The 15,431-nt window shown below is 59.3% G+C and carries 10 protein-coding genes and 1 pseudogene; 7 read left to right on the top strand and 4 right to left on the bottom strand.

Going from position 1 to position 15,431, the window contains the following annotated elements; translation table 11 throughout:
• Positions 1–43 precede the first annotated feature (43 nt).
• Positions 44–1,333: an ISL3 family transposase gene (locus ACQQCD_RS11360; RefSeq protein ID WP_430268232.1), complete on the bottom strand. Its 1,290-nt coding sequence runs from the start codon at positions 1,331–1,333 to the stop codon at positions 44–46.
• A gap of 123 nt (positions 1,334–1,456) precedes the next feature.
• Between ACQQCD_RS11360 and ACQQCD_RS11355 the strand changes: the two are divergent.
• The 3 genes and pseudogenes from ACQQCD_RS11355 to ACQQCD_RS11345 form a co-directional block, all read left to right on the top strand.
• A pseudogene (locus tag ACQQCD_RS11355) lies at positions 1,457–1,885 on the top strand (ATP-binding cassette domain-containing protein); the annotation flags it as partial.
• Positions 1,882–2,934: an ABC transporter permease gene (locus tag ACQQCD_RS11350; protein WP_430268490.1), complete on the top strand. Its 1,053-nt coding sequence runs from the start codon at positions 1,882–1,884 to the stop codon at positions 2,932–2,934. The pseudogene ACQQCD_RS11355 and the gene ACQQCD_RS11350, both read left to right, overlap by 4 nt.
• A gap of 48 nt (positions 2,935–2,982) precedes the next feature.
• Positions 2,983–3,978: an ABC transporter substrate-binding protein gene (locus ACQQCD_RS11345; RefSeq protein WP_430268489.1), complete on the top strand. Its 996-nt coding sequence runs from the start codon at positions 2,983–2,985 to the stop codon at positions 3,976–3,978.
• Positions 3,979–4,119: 141 nt separating this feature from the next.
• Here ACQQCD_RS11345 and ACQQCD_RS11340 read toward each other — a convergent pair whose 3' ends face one another.
• Together ACQQCD_RS11340 and ACQQCD_RS11335 are read right to left on the bottom strand one after the other, a co-directional pair.
• Complete coding sequence (locus ACQQCD_RS11340; protein WP_430268488.1) at positions 4,120–4,791, bottom strand: FadR/GntR family transcriptional regulator; 672 nt, start codon at positions 4,789–4,791, stop codon at positions 4,120–4,122.
• Positions 4,792–4,811: 20 nt separating this feature from the next.
• Positions 4,812–5,777 (bottom strand): LysR family transcriptional regulator, encoded by a 966-nt coding sequence (locus tag ACQQCD_RS11335; protein WP_430268487.1) that lies wholly within the window; start codon positions 5,775–5,777, stop codon positions 4,812–4,814.
• A 119-nt stretch (positions 5,778–5,896) separates the two neighbouring features.
• Between ACQQCD_RS11335 and tdh the strand changes: the two genes are divergently transcribed.
• From tdh to ACQQCD_RS11320, 3 genes are all read left to right on the top strand, one after another.
• On the top strand, positions 5,897–6,943 hold the full coding sequence (gene tdh, locus ACQQCD_RS11330) for an L-threonine 3-dehydrogenase (RefSeq protein WP_430268486.1): 1,047 nt from the start codon (positions 5,897–5,899) through the stop codon (positions 6,941–6,943).
• An 8-nt stretch (positions 6,944–6,951) separates the two neighbouring features.
• Complete coding sequence (locus tag ACQQCD_RS11325) at positions 6,952–8,157, top strand: glycine C-acetyltransferase (protein WP_430268485.1); 1,206 nt, start codon at positions 6,952–6,954, stop codon at positions 8,155–8,157.
• 113 nt (positions 8,158–8,270) lie between these two features.
• A complete protein-coding gene (locus ACQQCD_RS11320; protein WP_430268484.1) occupies positions 8,271–9,500 on the top strand; it encodes an amidohydrolase family protein in 1,230 nt (409 codons plus the stop codon).
• Positions 9,501–9,629: 129 nt separating this feature from the next.
• Here ACQQCD_RS11320 and ACQQCD_RS11315 read toward each other — a convergent pair whose 3' ends face one another.
• Entirely contained in the window at positions 9,630–14,000 is a 4,371-nt protein-coding gene (locus ACQQCD_RS11315) for an endo-alpha-N-acetylgalactosaminidase family protein (RefSeq protein WP_430268483.1), read from the bottom strand.
• A gap of 309 nt (positions 14,001–14,309) precedes the next feature.
• On the opposite strand from ACQQCD_RS11315, the gene ACQQCD_RS11310 reads away from it, so the two are divergent.
• A complete protein-coding gene (locus ACQQCD_RS11310; protein WP_430268482.1) occupies positions 14,310–15,224 on the top strand; it encodes an SIS domain-containing protein in 915 nt (304 codons plus the stop codon).
• Positions 15,225–15,431: the final 207 nt, after the last annotated feature.

Below are 15,431 nucleotides of genomic sequence, written 5' to 3'. Positions count from 1 at the left end.
GGCTCTTCACGGTTCGTGGTGAATGTTCTGCCGTGGTGAATGTTCATGCCGCTGTTCTGGCGGCACTGCGCAACAGAATACGCGTTTTGTAGTTGCGTGCGTTGGTGAATCCGCGGCCTGTCCTTTTTATGTGCTTGATCGCGGTGTTGTTAGCTTCCACTTTCGCCGTTGTCGCGCCGGTGACAATGAGGACTTCAATCTCTTGCCACCACCGGCAGACCGTGCGCCAGAGCCGGTTCGTTTCCGGCTGAGCGGCGCGTTCGACCAGGGCCTGCAGGCGCTCTTTCGCGGCGGCCGCGTCGGCAAGGGATCCGGTGGCGAGCAGCGTCCGGAGCTGCTCTTTGACCAGCCATGCGGCCTGCAATTTTCCGGTGGCGTCGTCGGTTGCGAACACGGTGCTGAGCCTGTTCCGGGCCCGGTCAGAGAGTGATTCCCCGGCGCGCAGGAGCAGGCGCCGGTTGGCCCAGACCGGGTCGATGGAACGTCCCCGCCGGCCATGGACCTGCTGGGTGAGACGTTGCCGGACCTCGGTGAGCATGTCGTTGCCGAGCTTGACGAGGTGGAACGCATCGACCGAGACCGCGGTGCGAGGGAGCCACATCCGCAGGGCCTTGCGGAACGCGGCGGAAGGGTCGATCGCGACGACCTGCACGCCCAGACGCCACTGAAGCGGGCGGGCGAACAGCCATTCTCCGACGCCCTCACTGTCGCGGCCGTCCACGATCCCGAGCACCTGGCCGGTGTCCAGATCAACAATGGTCGTCATCCAGGGTTCGTAGCGTTTCCAGGCCTTGGTGGAAGGGTCGCGGAAGAACCGCACGGAACGGTAGCGGTGTTCATCGATGCCGAGCATCCGGGGTGCCAGGGCATCAACATCAGGCAGGGTCAGCGCCGCGGAATCCAGAGCCCGCTGGACCAGCCACCATGAGACACCGAACGAGGAGGCCGCTTCCGCGGCGGCCCTTCCGGATCCAATGACGGCGGCCACGAGGGCATCGCGGAGCCGGCGGGTGGACCGAGCGCGGCGCGGGACCTGGGCGGTCTCCTCGGCGAATGTCCGCCGCGGGCAAAGGTACTCATCGCAGAAGAATCTCCGCTTGGCCCAGATCACTTCGACTGGGCCGGCGACAGGGATGTCGCGCAGACGTTGTGGGCGGCGGGAATGCACGCGGGTGCTGATCACACCACAGGATGGGCAGCCGGACTCGGCAGTGGCTTCAACGCTGACCCGTCGCTGCCCGAAAGTGAGGATCTCAGTGTCTGTGACGCGGTAGTCGGGCAGGTTGAAAATGGCGGTGGCAGCATCGGGGCGCGGGGAAGTAGGCTCGATCAAGGCTCGTAGCTCCTGACTCTTGATGAATGCGTAGAGAACATCCATCACAGCAGGGCTACGAGCCCTTCAGCTTTCAAGACACGGAACCCGTTTCACCACGAACCACGGAGAGCCGCTTTGCGGAAAACGGCCGAAGAACTTCGGCAGAAATTGCGCATCAAAACGCCTTCCGTGAATCAGCTAGCGCGTAATCTTTCGGGCGGAAATCAGCAAAAAGTTGTTATTGCTAAATGGCTCGTTAAAGATTGCGACTTACTCATTTTCGATGAACCAACGCGAGGCATCGACGTTGGTGCAAAGGAAGAGATTTACAAGCTCCTGGAAGAGCTTGCCGCGGCCGGAAAAGCGATCATTATGATCTCCTCCGAGCTTCCCGAAGTCCTTCGGATGTCACACCGTATTGCGGTGATGAGCGAGGGTCGAATCACAGGGTTCCTCGCTAATGACGAAGCCACCCAAGAAAAAATCATGGAGCTAGCGACCCAACGCGATGTTCCTCTTCACCACGACGAATTGTCCGCCACAGCCACGAACGGAGCAAAGAGCGCATGAGCCTCTTGGACAAGACCCCAACCTCGGGCGCTGAAGCAGCCCACCAATCAACGTCAGGTAGCACAGCGACGGCGCTGTTATCCCGAGTTCGATCCTCTTTGCAGCAACTATTAGCCTTCGGATCGCTGATCGTTCTTTTGGTGTTCTTTGGCATCATGAATTCGCGCTTCCTCCTGCCAAGCAATCTTTCCGACATCCTGCTCTCCACTGTGGTGATCGGCTTATTGGCTCTAGGCGCAACATTCGTGATCATCACAGGCGGCATTGACCTGTCAGTTGGTACAGGAATGAGCCTGTGTTCGGTGATGACAGGCGTGGTCCTCACCTATATGGGAATGCCCTTGTGGCTAGGCGTACTCGCCGGAGTCCTGATGGGTGCCGTGATCGGAGCCGTCAACGGTGCCCTTATTTCCTTCCTCAAGATTCCTCCTTTCATCGCCACTCTGGCCACCATGATGGTTGCTCAGGGCCTAGCCTTGGTGGTTTCGGGGACCAAGCCGATTTACTTCACCAGCACACCGGGCTTCTCCAACCTCGCCCTCGGTAAACCGATTGCAGGACTGGTCCTCCCCAACGCCGTGTTTATCTTCTTCGCTGTCGCGGTGATCGCCGGGCTAATTCTGAGCAAAACGCTCCTGGGCCGCTATACGTTCTCCATTGGATCCAATGAGGAAGCCACAGCGCTTTCGGGAATCAACGTTCACCAGTGGAAGCTCTGGATTTACACGGCAGCTGGTGCATTTACTGGCTTGGCCGGTGTGATCATCGCAGCCCGTTTGAATTCCGCCCAGCCCGGGCAAGGGATGGGCTATGAACTGCAGGCGATTGCCGCCGTCGTCATTGGTGGAACGTCTCTTGCCGGGGGTAAGGGTTCCATCGTTGGCACCGTCATTGCTGCCCTCATTATGTCCGTCCTGACCAACGGACTGCGGATTATTTCGGTACCGCAGGAATGGCAGAACGTCGCCATTGGCGCCGTGATTTTGGTGGCCGTCTACCTTGACATGCTTCGCCGCAGGGACCGCGCTGCAGCTAACGCCCAAGCATAAACAACAAACTCACTACCAACGCATCAGAGAACAAAGGAGTTTTCACTCATGAACAAATCCCTGTACAACCGTCGGTCCTTCCTGACTCTTGGCGGCCTGGCCCTCGGTGCCGTGGCTATCGCAGCCTGCGAAGCCCCGGCAGGTTCCGGATCAGCCAGTGCCAGCAACGGCGCCAAGCCGTACATCGCTATCGTGTCCAAAGGTTTCCAACACCAGTTCTGGCAGGCCGTCAAGCAAGGCGCTGATAAGGCAGCCAAAGAATTCAATGTTGAGGTCAGCTTCGAGGGCCCCAACACGGAAAAGGATGTTGATCAGCAGATTCAAATGCTGACCACCGCCTTGGGCAAGTCTCCTGCGGCCATCGGCTTCGCGGCGCTGGATTCCCAGGCTGCCACCCCGCTGTTGGAACAAGCCAAGTCAAAGAACATCCCGGTCATCGCCTTCGACTCCGGTGTTGATTCGGACATTCCGCTGGCCACCGCCTCTACCGACAACAAGGCCGCTGCAGCCGAGGCAGCAAAGCACCTCGCCGAGTTGATCGGAGGCTCCGGCGAAATCGCGATCGTTGGCCACGACCAGACGTCCAAGTCCGGTACTGACCGCCGTGATGGTTTCAAGGAGTACATCGAGGCGAACCACCCGAACATCAAGATTGTGGCCATCCAGTACGCCGGCGGTGACCAGTTGCTCTCCGCCGACGCTGCTAAGGCCATCATCACGGCACACCCGAATCTTAAGGGTATGTACGGCACCAATGAAGGCTCCGCTATCGGTGTGGTGAAGGCCGTTGAAGAGCTCAACCTCAAGGGCAAGCTCGTCATTGTTGGTTTCGACTCCGGCAAGGCTCAGATGGATGCTATCCGCAGTGGTTTGATGGCCGGCGCCGTCACGCAGAACCCGGTGGGTATCGGTTACGAGACGGTCAAGGCTGCCGTCGCTGCGATCAAGGGCGAGAAGGTAGAGAAGGTCATCGACACCGGCTTCTACTGGTACGACTCCAAGAACATCGATTCGGAGCAGATCAAGCCGAACTTGTACGAATAAATTGCTCGGGACAAACTAAAACAGGGCCCGACGGCGGTAGTCAGCTACCGCCGTCGGGCCCTGTTTTTATGGTGTACCGGTTTTATGGCGGGCTGGCGTGCTGGCGTGCTGGCGTGCTGGCGGCGCTGGAGGGAGCGAGTACTAGAGCGATTGGCGCAGCCACGTCTCAACGCCGCTGATATGGACAGTTACCAGTGCGCGGACCAGTTCGGCGTCGCCGCGTTCTAGCGCGTCGGCGATGGCTTTGTGTTCAGCCAAGGTGTGCGCAACTGCTTTGTCCTGCGTGAGGCCGCGCCAAATGCGCGCACGGACAGTTCCGGAAGAGAGCGCCTCGAGCATTCCGCTCAGGTAGTCGTTCCCTGCAGCCTTGGTGATGATGCCGTGGAATGCGAGGTCGTGGCTAACGAGCTGCTCAACATCGGTATTTTCGTCAATGCCGTCCATGGTGGCGCGCAGCGAGTCGATGAGCTCGGGTGTCATATGGCTCGTGGCCAGGAATGCGCTGGCCGGCTCTAAGATGCGGCGTACCTCGAAGAGCTCCAGAATGGAGCGGTCTTGGTGCAGATCCACCACAAATGCCACTGCCTCGTTGAGCAGGCTGGCGCTCAGGCTCGTGACGTAGGTGCCGTCGCCCCGACGGACATCGAGGACGCGAATGAGTTCCAGGGCTTTGACTGCTTCACGCAAGGAACTGCGGGACAGGCCCAAGCGTTCACTGAGTTCTTTTTCCGGGGGGAGCCTGTCACCGGGGCGCAAATCGCCGCGGATCAACATGTCCTTGATCTTGCCAATTGCCTCATCTGTGACAGCCATTCAGTCATCCTAACCGTGAATCATCGGATGTTTGGAGCAACCGTGCCGGTAATGGCCTTCGATTCGAGCTCAACCATCAGCGCTTGAAGGCGTTCGCACACTGCCATCACCGAGCGTCGCTTGAGGTTTTCCGGCCTCGCCAGGATGTCAATTCGGCGTCTGGTGTTCAGTCCTTTAAGCGTGCGCAGGACCAGCGTCCCTTGCAGTGGCGATCCCTGCGCTAGGGCACGCCCCGCCGTGTAGCGCGGAAGCAGCGCCAGCACTCCTCCGGCGGCCACGAGGGAGGCGGCAGTCGAATAGTCGTTGATGCGGTGCGCAATGTTGCTCGGGGTGCTCGTGACGGCGGAAATCGCTGCCAACACATCGGCCGGTGAATAGCCCGGCCTGCTGGTCACCCACCGCTCGGTAGCAACATCAGCCGGTGTGAGGTGCGCTTTCGCGGCCAGCCGGTGGCCGTCTGGCAAAGCCACATCAAGCGGTTCATTGGCCAAGGGGATCACGGCCACCTGTTCCGTAGGCCACGGCGGGCTGTGATCCATCCGGTGAGCCAGTACAACGTCATAACGTGCGGTCAGCCCCGGAAAGTCCTGTTGCGCTACGTCTTCGTCAGCAAAAAGCACCCGTGGCTTCGGCTCCGGGGAACGATCTACTGCCGCCGCAAGAGGGGCAAAGAGTGCTTGCCCAGCGCTGTGGAAGCCGCACACGCTCACCTCGGCGTTTTCGTCGTCGTGATAGGCGCCGATCGCGGCCCGCGCGTCGGCCATAGCGGCAACGACGCCGGCACCCGCCTTAGCCAGCACCGCCCCGGCGTCAGTGAGTACAAGATTGCGGCCATCTTTGCGGGTCAGTGGCACCTGAACGCTCTTTTGTAAGAGTGCCAGTTGCTGCGAGACAGCGGAGGGGGTGACCAGCAGCGTCTCGGCTACGGCCTTAACGCTACCGAGCTCGCCGAGCTCGCGCAGGATCTGTAATTGATGAACTTCCACACCCCAGCATAAACATAAGCAAAGACTTAATCGTTGATTGAGTAAATCCTAGTTGTGCTAAGCGTTTTCTCGGGCTCTAATGAAGTGAAACAGACCACATATTCAGGAGATGGACCCCCATGAAGGCACTGTACAAACCGGGCCCACAAGCAGGCTTCGAGCTCACCGAACGCCCCGAACCCGAGGCTGGCGCCAACGAGGTCAAAATCCGCGTCCACACCACCGGAATCTGCGGCACCGATCTCCACATCCAATCGTGGGACGCCTGGGCAGCCGCCAACATCAACGCACCCCTGATCGCTGGCCACGAGTTCTACGGCGAAGTGGTGGAAGTCGGCGAGGACGTCCTGGATGTCAAGGTGGGGGACAGAGTTTCAGGCGAGGGCCACGTGGTGTGTGGAATCTGCCGCAACTGCCGTGCCGGGCGCAAGCAGATGTGCATCAACACCGTCTCCGTTGGTGTCCAGCGCGACGGCGCGTTTGCCGAATACGTGGTGATCCCGGAAACGAACGTTTGGGTTCACCATGATGAGTCAGTTACCCCGGAACTCGGTGCCATCTTTGATCCCTTCGGAAACGCCGTGCACACTGCCTTGAGCTTCCCGCTGGTTGGTGAAGATGTGCTGATCACTGGCGCAGGCCCCATCGGTCTTATGGCGATTGCCGTGGCCCGCCATGCTGGTGCACGCAAGATCGCCATCACGGACGTCTCACCCACACGTTTGGACTTGGCCCGGAGCATGGGAGTGGACCTCGCGATCGACGTCTCCACCACACGGGTCAAGGACGCCCAGCGGCAGCTTGGTATGCGCGAAGGCTTTGACATCGGACTGGAAATGTCTGGTCACCCCACGGCCCTGCCGGAAATGATTGAGAACATGAATCATGGCGGCCGGATTGCCATGTTGGGGCTGCCCAGCCAGTCAATCAACATCGACTGGGGCAAGGTGGTTACCCACATGCTTACCCTCAAGGGAATCTACGGCCGCGAAATGTTTGAGACCTGGTACGCCATGAGCGCCATGCTCTCATCCAACACAGAGCTTCACCGCAATATTTCGGCAGTAGTTACCAACGTATTGCCCGCCTCGGAATGGGAAAAAGGCTTCGAAACCGCCCGTGCCGGAATCGGTGGCAAGGTAGTACTCGACTGGACCCGGATCTAAGGAGAACCATGTACAGCTCAATGAAAGGCCAACTCGCCACCGAGTTGCAGGAAATCCGTGACGCGGGCCTGTTCAAAAACGAACGCAGCATCAACTCGGCACAATCGAGCCACATCACCGCTGGGCCCATCGGCCAGCCCGGCGCCGAGGTCCTGAACTTCTGCGCCAACAACTACCTCGGCCTAGCGGATCACCCGCAGATCATCGAGGCGGCCAAGGAGGCCATGGATTCGCGCGGATTCGGTATGGCCTCGGTGCGTTTCATCTGCGGTACCCAAGACCTGCACCTCGAATTGGAACAGCGGGTCTCCGCATTCTTGGACACCGAGGACACCATCTTGTTCTCGAGCTGCTTTGATGCCAACGGCGGGGTTTTCGAATCACTCTTTGGCTCGGAAGATGCCATCATCTCCGATGCCCTCAACCACGCCTCGATCATCGACGGCATCCGCCTGTCCAAGGCCAAACGTTTCCGTTACGCCAACCAGGACATGGCCGATCTTGAAGCTAAGTTGCAAGAAGCCTCAAGCGGTGAGGCCCCTGCCCGCAGGAAGATCATCGTCACGGACGGCGTCTTCTCGATGGATGGGTTCCTGGCCCCGCTGGAAGCAATTTGTGATTTGGCCGAGAAATACAATGCCCTCGTGATGGTGGACGACTCGCACGCCGTTGGTTTTATGGGTGCCACGGGTGCCGGAACGCCCGAGCATGCAGGCGTGAGCGACCGTGTGGACATCTACACGGGCACCTTCGGGAAGGCGCTCGGCGGCGCATCTGGTGGTTACGTCTCCGGCCGTTCGGAGATCGTGGCCATGCTGCGTCAAAAGGCCCGCCCGTACCTCTTCTCCAACTCCTTGGCACCGGCCATCGTTGCGGCCACCATCAAGGCTCTGGATCTGGTGCAGAACTCGGGTGAGTTGCGCACCAAGCTCTTCGAGAACGCAGCCCTGTTCCGCCGTCGTATGACTGAAGAGGGCTTTGAGCTCCTTGACGGGGAGCACGCAATTGTCCCGGTGATGTTCGGTGATGCGGCGCTGGCCGGGAGGATTGCCGACCAAATGCTCCAGCACGGTGTGTACGTCACGGCGTTTAGCTTCCCGGTGGTGCCGCGGGGCGCCGCGCGCATCCGGGTTCAGCTTTCGGCATCTCACACAGCGGACGACGTCGAAAAGTGCGTCAGCGCGTTCCTCGCCTCGCGCGCCGCTGCGGCTTAGCCCGGGCTGCTTAGACGCTAGGAATCCGGCTTCGTAGCCGGCTTGTCCGAAATGCCAGACGGCGCCCTCTGATTTGGGGGGTGTCGTTTGGCGTTTGCGGCAAGAATAGACGAATGAGCACACCCACCCCGCAGAGCACACTGATTACCAATATCGGCGAGCTAACGACCCAGGACCTGGAACACCGAGTCCTCAAAAATGCAGCAGTGGTGATTGAGGGCGAACGCATCGCGTGGATCGGTCCGGCGGATCAGGTACCTGCGGCGGACACGGTGGTGAACGCCGAGGGCCGTGCTGTGCTGCCGGGGTGGGTGGATTCGCATTCGCATCTGATCTTTGCGGGGGATCGCACTGCTGAGTTCGAGGCCCGTATGGCGGGGGAGAGCTACAGTGCTGGCGGCATTGGCGTCACCATGAACGCGACCCGGGCCACCGGCGACTATGACCTCACACGCCTAGCCTTGGGCAGGGTGGCCGAAGCCGTCTCCGGCGGAACCACCTACCTTGAAACGAAAACCGGCTACGGCCTGGACATCGAACATGAAGCACGTAGTGCGCGCATCGCGTCCACGGCCGTGGATGAGGTGACCTTCCTTGGGGCTCACCTTGTGCCTCAAGGCCAGGACGCCGAGGAATATACGGAGCTGGTCTGCGGCCCGATGCTTCAGGCAGTGTTGCCGTATGTTCGTTGGGCCGATGTGTTTTGCGAACGCGGCGCGTTCAACGAGGAACAATCACGCCGTGTCCTCCAGGCCTGCCGTGCGGCCGGCTTGGGGCTTCGAGTTCATGGCAACCAGCTCGGCGAGGGGCCCGGAGTAAAGCTTGCCGTGGAGTTCACGGCAGCCAGCGTAGACCACGTGAACTACCTTTCGGACGCTGATGTGGAGCTCTTGGCCAGCAGCTGGAATGGATTCGACCCCACCACGGGAGCAGGGGAGCGCGGAACTGTGGCCACGTGTCTGCCCGCGTGTGATCTCTCCACTCGCCAGCCGCTCGCGCCTGGCCGGGTCTTGCTGGATGCTGGCGTGCAGATTGCCCTCGCCTCCAATTGCAATCCCGGCACTAGCTACACGAGCTCCATGAACTATTGCGTCACTACCGCCGTGCTCCAGATGGGGCTGAGCGTTCACGAAGCTGTGCGTGCCGCCACTTATGGTGGGGCCTTGGCCCTGCGCCGGGAGGCCGGTACCGATACTGACGGGCAGCGCGCGGTGGGCTCAATCACCGTCGGGCACCGCGCCGATTTGCACATGTTGCGCGCTCCAAGCGCAACTCACCTTGCCTACCGGCCGGGAATGCCCATGACCCACGCCGTATGGCGTGCCGGAAAGCGGGCTGTATAAGTTTCGCAAAACGCCTCACAACGAACGGCGGCGGCACCCCCGAAGGGGAGCCGCCGTCGTCGTGATCTGTTTTGTTAGAAATGACCTACCGGTGTTAGCCGGCTGTCACGGTAGGAGAACGTACGCTGCTTAGGGGTTGCAGACGAATTTTGCATCCGCGCAATCACCCCAGTCATCACCGGCGTCGTCTCCATTGCTGTCGGCGATGAGCTCAACGTTCTGCTTTCCGGTGATATCAACATTGACCGGCAGGGCTGCCGAGTCTGCGCTGAGCACCGGGCTGCGGAACAGTTCCACGCCGTCTGCTTTCACAATAAACACCACGGATCCGTGGAGTCCCTTGTTCAGTTTGATGTCATCAACACCAACCTTCGCTTGGAAGGACTGGCACTTTGCCTCGGTGCTGATCTTGACGTTGGAGTTAGCGTGGACGCCAAGACCCTTGGGGTATACGACGCCGTCCAGCGTCAGAGCGGGGCCGTCGCCAGCGATGTCTTCACCGTTGGCCATGTCGCGTTCTGCCGGTCCCCACCCATTGGTGGAACTGAGCCACGCCAGATCCGATGCGTAGACAGTTCCCGAAAGCTGCACAGCAGGCGCTTCGGTCACAGTGTCAGAGCAGGTGAACTTGGCGTCCGCCCAGTCAGCGTGGTCATTACCGTTGCCATCCGGGGTGGTGCCAACTACCAGGTCCACGTACTGTGCACCGCTGACGTTCACGTCCAGCGGGAGCGTTGCCGAGGTTGCACCCAACACCGGGGTAGTGGTGAGTGTTTTGCCGTCGGCCACCACGCTGAACGTTACCGAACCACGGCTGGCCTGCTCGTCGTCAATACCCACAGCAGCAGTGAACTTGGTGCAGTAGCCGCCCAAGAAGTAACGAACCGTCGAAGGGGCGTGAGTTCCCAAGCCCTTCTGGTAAACAACACCATTGAGCGTGATGGGTGCTCCATCGTTGAGTGAATCCTCGCCGTTAGATTGGTCCTTTTCTACCGGACCCCAACCATTTGTTGATGAAACCCACTCGTGGTCACTTGCAAACACGGTGGTCTGCGGTGCCTTCGGGAGAGTTTTGATGGAAGTACTGCCGGTGACAGTGCGGGCACCGTCAGGCGTGTTGTAGGTGCCAGTCAAACCGATGGTGAAGTTACCGTCGGCCGAACCGGGAGCGGTGAGCTTCCAGTGGGTCGTGAGAGTTCCGCCAGCAGGCAAGGTGGCTGCCGTGGCGGCGTCGCTTGCCGTGGCAGTCCAGCCCTCAGGCAAAGTCAAGGCAACCTTCACGTTGCTGATCGCTGTGGGTTCGGTAGAGCGCAATACCGTGGTGAAATCGGTCGCTTTGCCCTGCTGGACAACATCGGCACCCAAGGAGCCAGAAATGGTTGCACAGGCCGGGACCTCAGTAGAAGCGCCAAGGTCTTCTACCAAAAGGTTGTCCAGCGTGAAGTCTGCACCGTTATCCGACGCTGTGCGCTGCAAGCCCACAAAGTAGGAGCCACAAGAGCCCGCTGTGAACTGCTGCTCGAAGCGAGTGGTGTCCGTTTTCTTCGGCAAAGCCTGAGAACCGGTCACGCTCGAACCCTTTGTGGTGTCGTAGCCAGAAACCCAGGCGTACTGGCCATCCTTGGTGTTCTGGTAATCGAAAGACACCTTGTACTTGTGGCCTGCTTGGAACTTCAGAGTGCTGTCCGCCGTGCGGTAGACAATGCCCGGACCACCGTTGGGGGCAAGATTCTCATCGTGCGCAATCAAGGACCAGTTTCCGGCGAGAGTCTCGTCGATGGTGTTGTTGTCCCAACCCTTTTGGGTAAAGGGTTCGTTGCGCTCGGTGATGTGGGTACGCGGGTCGGTGGAACCACCGGAGTTGCCCTTGACGAACGGACCCCAGCCCTGATCAACGTTTTCAAAGTCTTCGCTGAGGACACCGGTGGTAGCCACCCGGGAAGTCTTTACGGCGCGGAAATCGTCAACGCGGACCTTGGCTGTCCCCGCTGCGGCGCTCAACTTCACGGTTGCCTTGGAATCATCTTCGGGAACGTCGATCAGTACCCGAACCCGCTGGAAGTTCGTATCGTGCTTCTCATCCGCTGCAACATAGTTCGTAGCCGTGGACGTATCTATCGTGTAGCTCTGCGCCTTGCCGTTGATGTCCACGGACAACGTGGTGGGACGGCTCTTGCCCGGCTCAATTTCGAGCCAAGCGCTCACCGAGTACGTGCCTGCGTCAAGATTCTGCACCTGCTGCGAGATGCTTGAAACGCCTGCGCCCAATTGTGCGTAGCGGCGGCCCAAGCTATCCCGAACCTGCGTTACCGAACCGCTGGGGTTCCAAGCAGTAAGACCGTCTCCATTAAAACCCGGGTCGGTGAACGGGGTACCGGAACCGAAGTTGGCCTTCTGGGGCAGTGCGCTGCTGTTGCCCTTGGGGCTGAGCACGTAAGCCTGGCCCGCAGCAGCCGTGTAGCTGATGGCCCCGTTGACCACGGGAAGGTCAGTAATCTTCACTCGGCCGTTGTCGGTGAGTTTGAACAGTGCCACTGACGTAGCATTTGCGAACTCGCTAGTGAGCTTCCAGTTCTGGGCGCCGCTGGTGGCGCTGTAACCGTAGAGCTTGTCGTTAGTATCGTTGTCCTTGGAAGACCACGGCAACAAGTAGGAAGTTCCCTTGAGGACTGAAGTGCCACCGACGGTGATGTTGCGGTCCGCAGCATTGGTACCGGTCACTGAAACACCGTCGGCGAGGTCAATCTTGTCCGCCGTCCACTTAGTAATGGCATGGTGCTGGAGGAACTTGGCCGGAAGGTTGGATTCCCACACGTTTTTGCTGAAGGCGTTGTAGTCGTTCTGGCCGGTCCATCCTTCGAACTCAACAATGTGAGAGACACCCAGCTTGGGGTCCGGGTTCCACACATCGGATTGAGTGTTGTTGATGAAGCGCAGAATCTGGGAATTTACGCCCTTATTGCTGCTTCCACCGTAGTTTTCGTCATTGGCCCAGTGCGACCAGGTGTTGTTCTGGCCCAAGTGATCGGCCCATTCAGAACCAACACGGAAACCATTTTTGACCAGTTCGCTCTGCAGGCGCTGTGCCAGCCAGCCCCACTCGTAGTAGACGTCAACGTACGCGAAGTCGAGGTTTTCATCGGTGGCTTCACGCAATTGCTTGATGCGTGTGGCCAGCTTGCCGCTAACAATGTCTTGACGCTGGTTAATCAGGTAGGACTGATCGAGCCAATTCCAGCCCAATGCTTTGTCCGCGCGCAACAGGTCTTCGCTGAAGGACTTGGCCTCGGGGTAAATCTCGGTGGCGTTGATGTGCACACCAAAGGAGGCGTTCCACTTTTTGCCCTCTTTAACCATGGCGTTGAGATCATCGAGCCCGCCGGCACGGGTGTTGAAGTTGTCTCCATAGTCCGTGTTCGCGGAGTCGTGACCTTCGGACGTAAAGCCCTTGAGCATCGCAACTTGTCCTAGACCATCGGTGGCTAAGGAAATGCGTTTGACGTCATCAAGAGTGCGCAGGAACGGGTGCGTGGCTTGGGACGCGAAGTTGAAGGGGATGTGGGTGATGACGTTGTTCGGCGTCTGCTCACCCTTATTTGCCTTGACTTCAATGTCGCGCATGGCGATCGCCGCGTCTTGCCAGTCAACCGTCTTGTCAGCGTTGGCGTCGGCGGTGATCGCGACTCGCGTCCAGGGAAGTTCTTCTGTCTGGCTGGAACCATCGGCGCGGTACAGCCACTGTCCGCTGGCAATGCCAGATTCCTTACCACCGTCGGCGGTGGCTACGGTCTGGTGCCAGAATCGGCCAGAATCCTTGTAGCCAGGTCCTGAGGAAGTGTCGTAGAGGGCGTTCGTTTCAAAGGCTGCGCCCAGCTCGGCGGTGTTGGCAAGTGCATAGGCGGACCCTTTAGCCGAAGTGTCCACGGCTGTAGCTGCCGTGATCGGGATAAAAGCATCGCCGCTGACGGACCGGTCCACCGAGAGGTTGGCGGTGGAAAGCTGCGCGCCGGCCTGGGCCGAGGACACCGTCACCAAGTTCAGTTTGGGCAGCTGAACCGTTTTGACTTGGTTTGCAGCTGTGTCATTGATCTTGGTGATGTTGAAGTTGACCACGTTCTTGTCCACCGAGAGTTTGGCTTCCAGAGTGATTCCGCCCAAGGCTGGCACGGTCAGAACGTAGGTAATCGTAGTGTCGTCAACTACCGAAGACGTGACAGTTACGGGCTGCTCTGTGCCATTGATGGTGATGGTCTTCAGGGCAGAAGGCGTACCGGCAAGTGACTTGCCCGTGGCGCGGTCGGTGTAGCTGATGACCTGCGGGAACGACTTTGAAACCAGCACTGTCAACTTGTTGCTCTTGAGGACTACCGAGCCCGCTTGAGCTGTTTCGGTAGAGGGCGCCGCGACGGCGGGGAGGGCCGCGATTCCCAGCGCTGACGTTGATAACGCAGCGGCAAGGCTGAGGGAGAGTGCTCTCCCAAGGGGCCGAATGCGGGGCATTGCTGCTCCTTTGTGATCGAAAATGAGAAGAATCGCTCATTAATGTGCGATACCTATCAACATTGTTCATTGTGAAGCCGATCACAAGGGTGGTTGAGGAAGAAATTGCTGTCTCCGGAGAGATTTTTGCCTTAATAACCCCCAATTGCGGCTAGATTTGCAGGAAATAAACGCCAAAGGTGGAGAAAGCCGCTGCGGTGAGCTAGCTTTAAGTTGATTGATATTTGGCGTCAACGAGCAAGATTGCTCATAAGTAGCGCGCGGAGCAATCACTGCAGTACCAACCCACCAATCAAGGAGCCAGTAAAGATGTCGGAGAGCACTCTCGGCGCATTCATGGACGAGGAACTGACCTCGCAGCCGGAAACCTGGGCCAAAGCTATCGCGCAGGCCAAAATCGAAAACGTCCTTCCACAGGATGGCGAGCGCGTAGCAGTCATCGGTTGTGGCACCTCATGGTTTATGGCGCAGAGCTATGCAGCCGCTCGCGAAAGCGCGGGCAAGGGCCTGACAGATCCCTTCGCCGCTTCTGAAGCGTTCCTGAACAACAACAGCGAAGCCCGCAACTATGACGTAGTAGTTGCCATTACACGCTCAGGCACTACTACTGAAGTTTTGGACTTGCTCCGCGAACTCAAGGGCAAAGTGCGCACCGTCGCGATCATTGGCGACGTCCAGTCCCCGATCATCGACCTTGCAGACGAGATTATCGGCTTGCCATACGCGGATGAAAAGTCGGTGGTGCAGACCCGCTTCGCCACCACAGCATTGGCGTACTTGTTGAGCAGCCTCGGCGAGGACCTGTCTTCGGCGATCGAGGATGCCAAAGAAGCAGTGTCTGCTCCGGTTGAACAGGAGCTGATCGACGCCGAACAGTTTACGTTTTTGGGCCGAGGCTGGACCATCGGCTTGGCTCATGAAGCTGGTTTGAAGATGCGAGAGGCTGTACAGGGCTGGACCGAGTCCTACCCCGCCATGGAGTACCGCCACGGCCCCATCTCCATCGCCGCTCCGAACCGCGTGACCTGGCTCTTCGGTGAGCAGCCCGAGGGTCTGGACAAGGACATGGAAAAGACTGGTGCCTTGTACCTGCACACCGACAAGCACCCGCTCGCCGAGCTGGCTCGCGTTCACCGCGTGACCCTTGAGCGTGCCCGTGCCCGCGGTCTGAACCCGGACGTTCCGCGCAACTTGACTCGTTCAGTGATCTTGGCGGACGCCTAAGGGTATTGCTGTACTGAACCACAACCTCTTCTCGGAAGGCTCGGAAAGTAGATGGCGCTAGGGATAGCACGTGCGGCGGTGTTGGCGTTCGACGTCGGCGGTACCGACATGAAGTCTGGTCTAGTTGCCGCAGACGGCACGGTGCTGGGGGGGGGGGGGAGACCCCCACCCCACAACCCCCCACACCCCACAGAAAAAAAACTGGAA

The organism is Pseudarthrobacter sp. J1763 (assembly GCF_050490295.1).
Lineage (GTDB): Bacteria > Actinomycetota > Actinomycetes > Actinomycetales > Micrococcaceae > JBNPEO01.
Note: the sequence above shows the minus strand (reverse complement) of the source record. Positions and strands in the feature narration are given on the sequence as shown.

Bases quoted from the DNA above. Each gene is read 5' to 3' on its own strand.
- ACQQCD_RS11320 (WP_430268484.1), top strand. From the start codon at position 8,271: ATGAGCACACCCACCCCGCAGAGCACACTGATTACCAATATCGGCGAG.
- ACQQCD_RS11315 (WP_430268483.1), bottom strand. From the start codon at position 14,000: ATGCCCCGCATTCGGCCCCTTGGGAGAGCACTCTCCCTCAGCCTTGCC.
- ACQQCD_RS11350 (WP_430268490.1), top strand. From the start codon at position 1,882: ATGAGCCTCTTGGACAAGACCCCAACCTCGGGCGCTGAAGCAGCCCAC.
- ACQQCD_RS11345 (WP_430268489.1), top strand. From the start codon at position 2,983: ATGAACAAATCCCTGTACAACCGTCGGTCCTTCCTGACTCTTGGCGGC.
- ACQQCD_RS11310 (WP_430268482.1), top strand. From the start codon at position 14,310: ATGTCGGAGAGCACTCTCGGCGCATTCATGGACGAGGAACTGACCTCG.
- ACQQCD_RS11340 (WP_430268488.1), bottom strand. From the start codon at position 4,791: ATGGCTGTCACAGATGAGGCAATTGGCAAGATCAAGGACATGTTGATC.
- tdh (WP_430268486.1), top strand. From the start codon at position 5,897: ATGAAGGCACTGTACAAACCGGGCCCACAAGCAGGCTTCGAGCTCACC.
- ACQQCD_RS11325 (WP_430268485.1), top strand. From the start codon at position 6,952: ATGTACAGCTCAATGAAAGGCCAACTCGCCACCGAGTTGCAGGAAATC.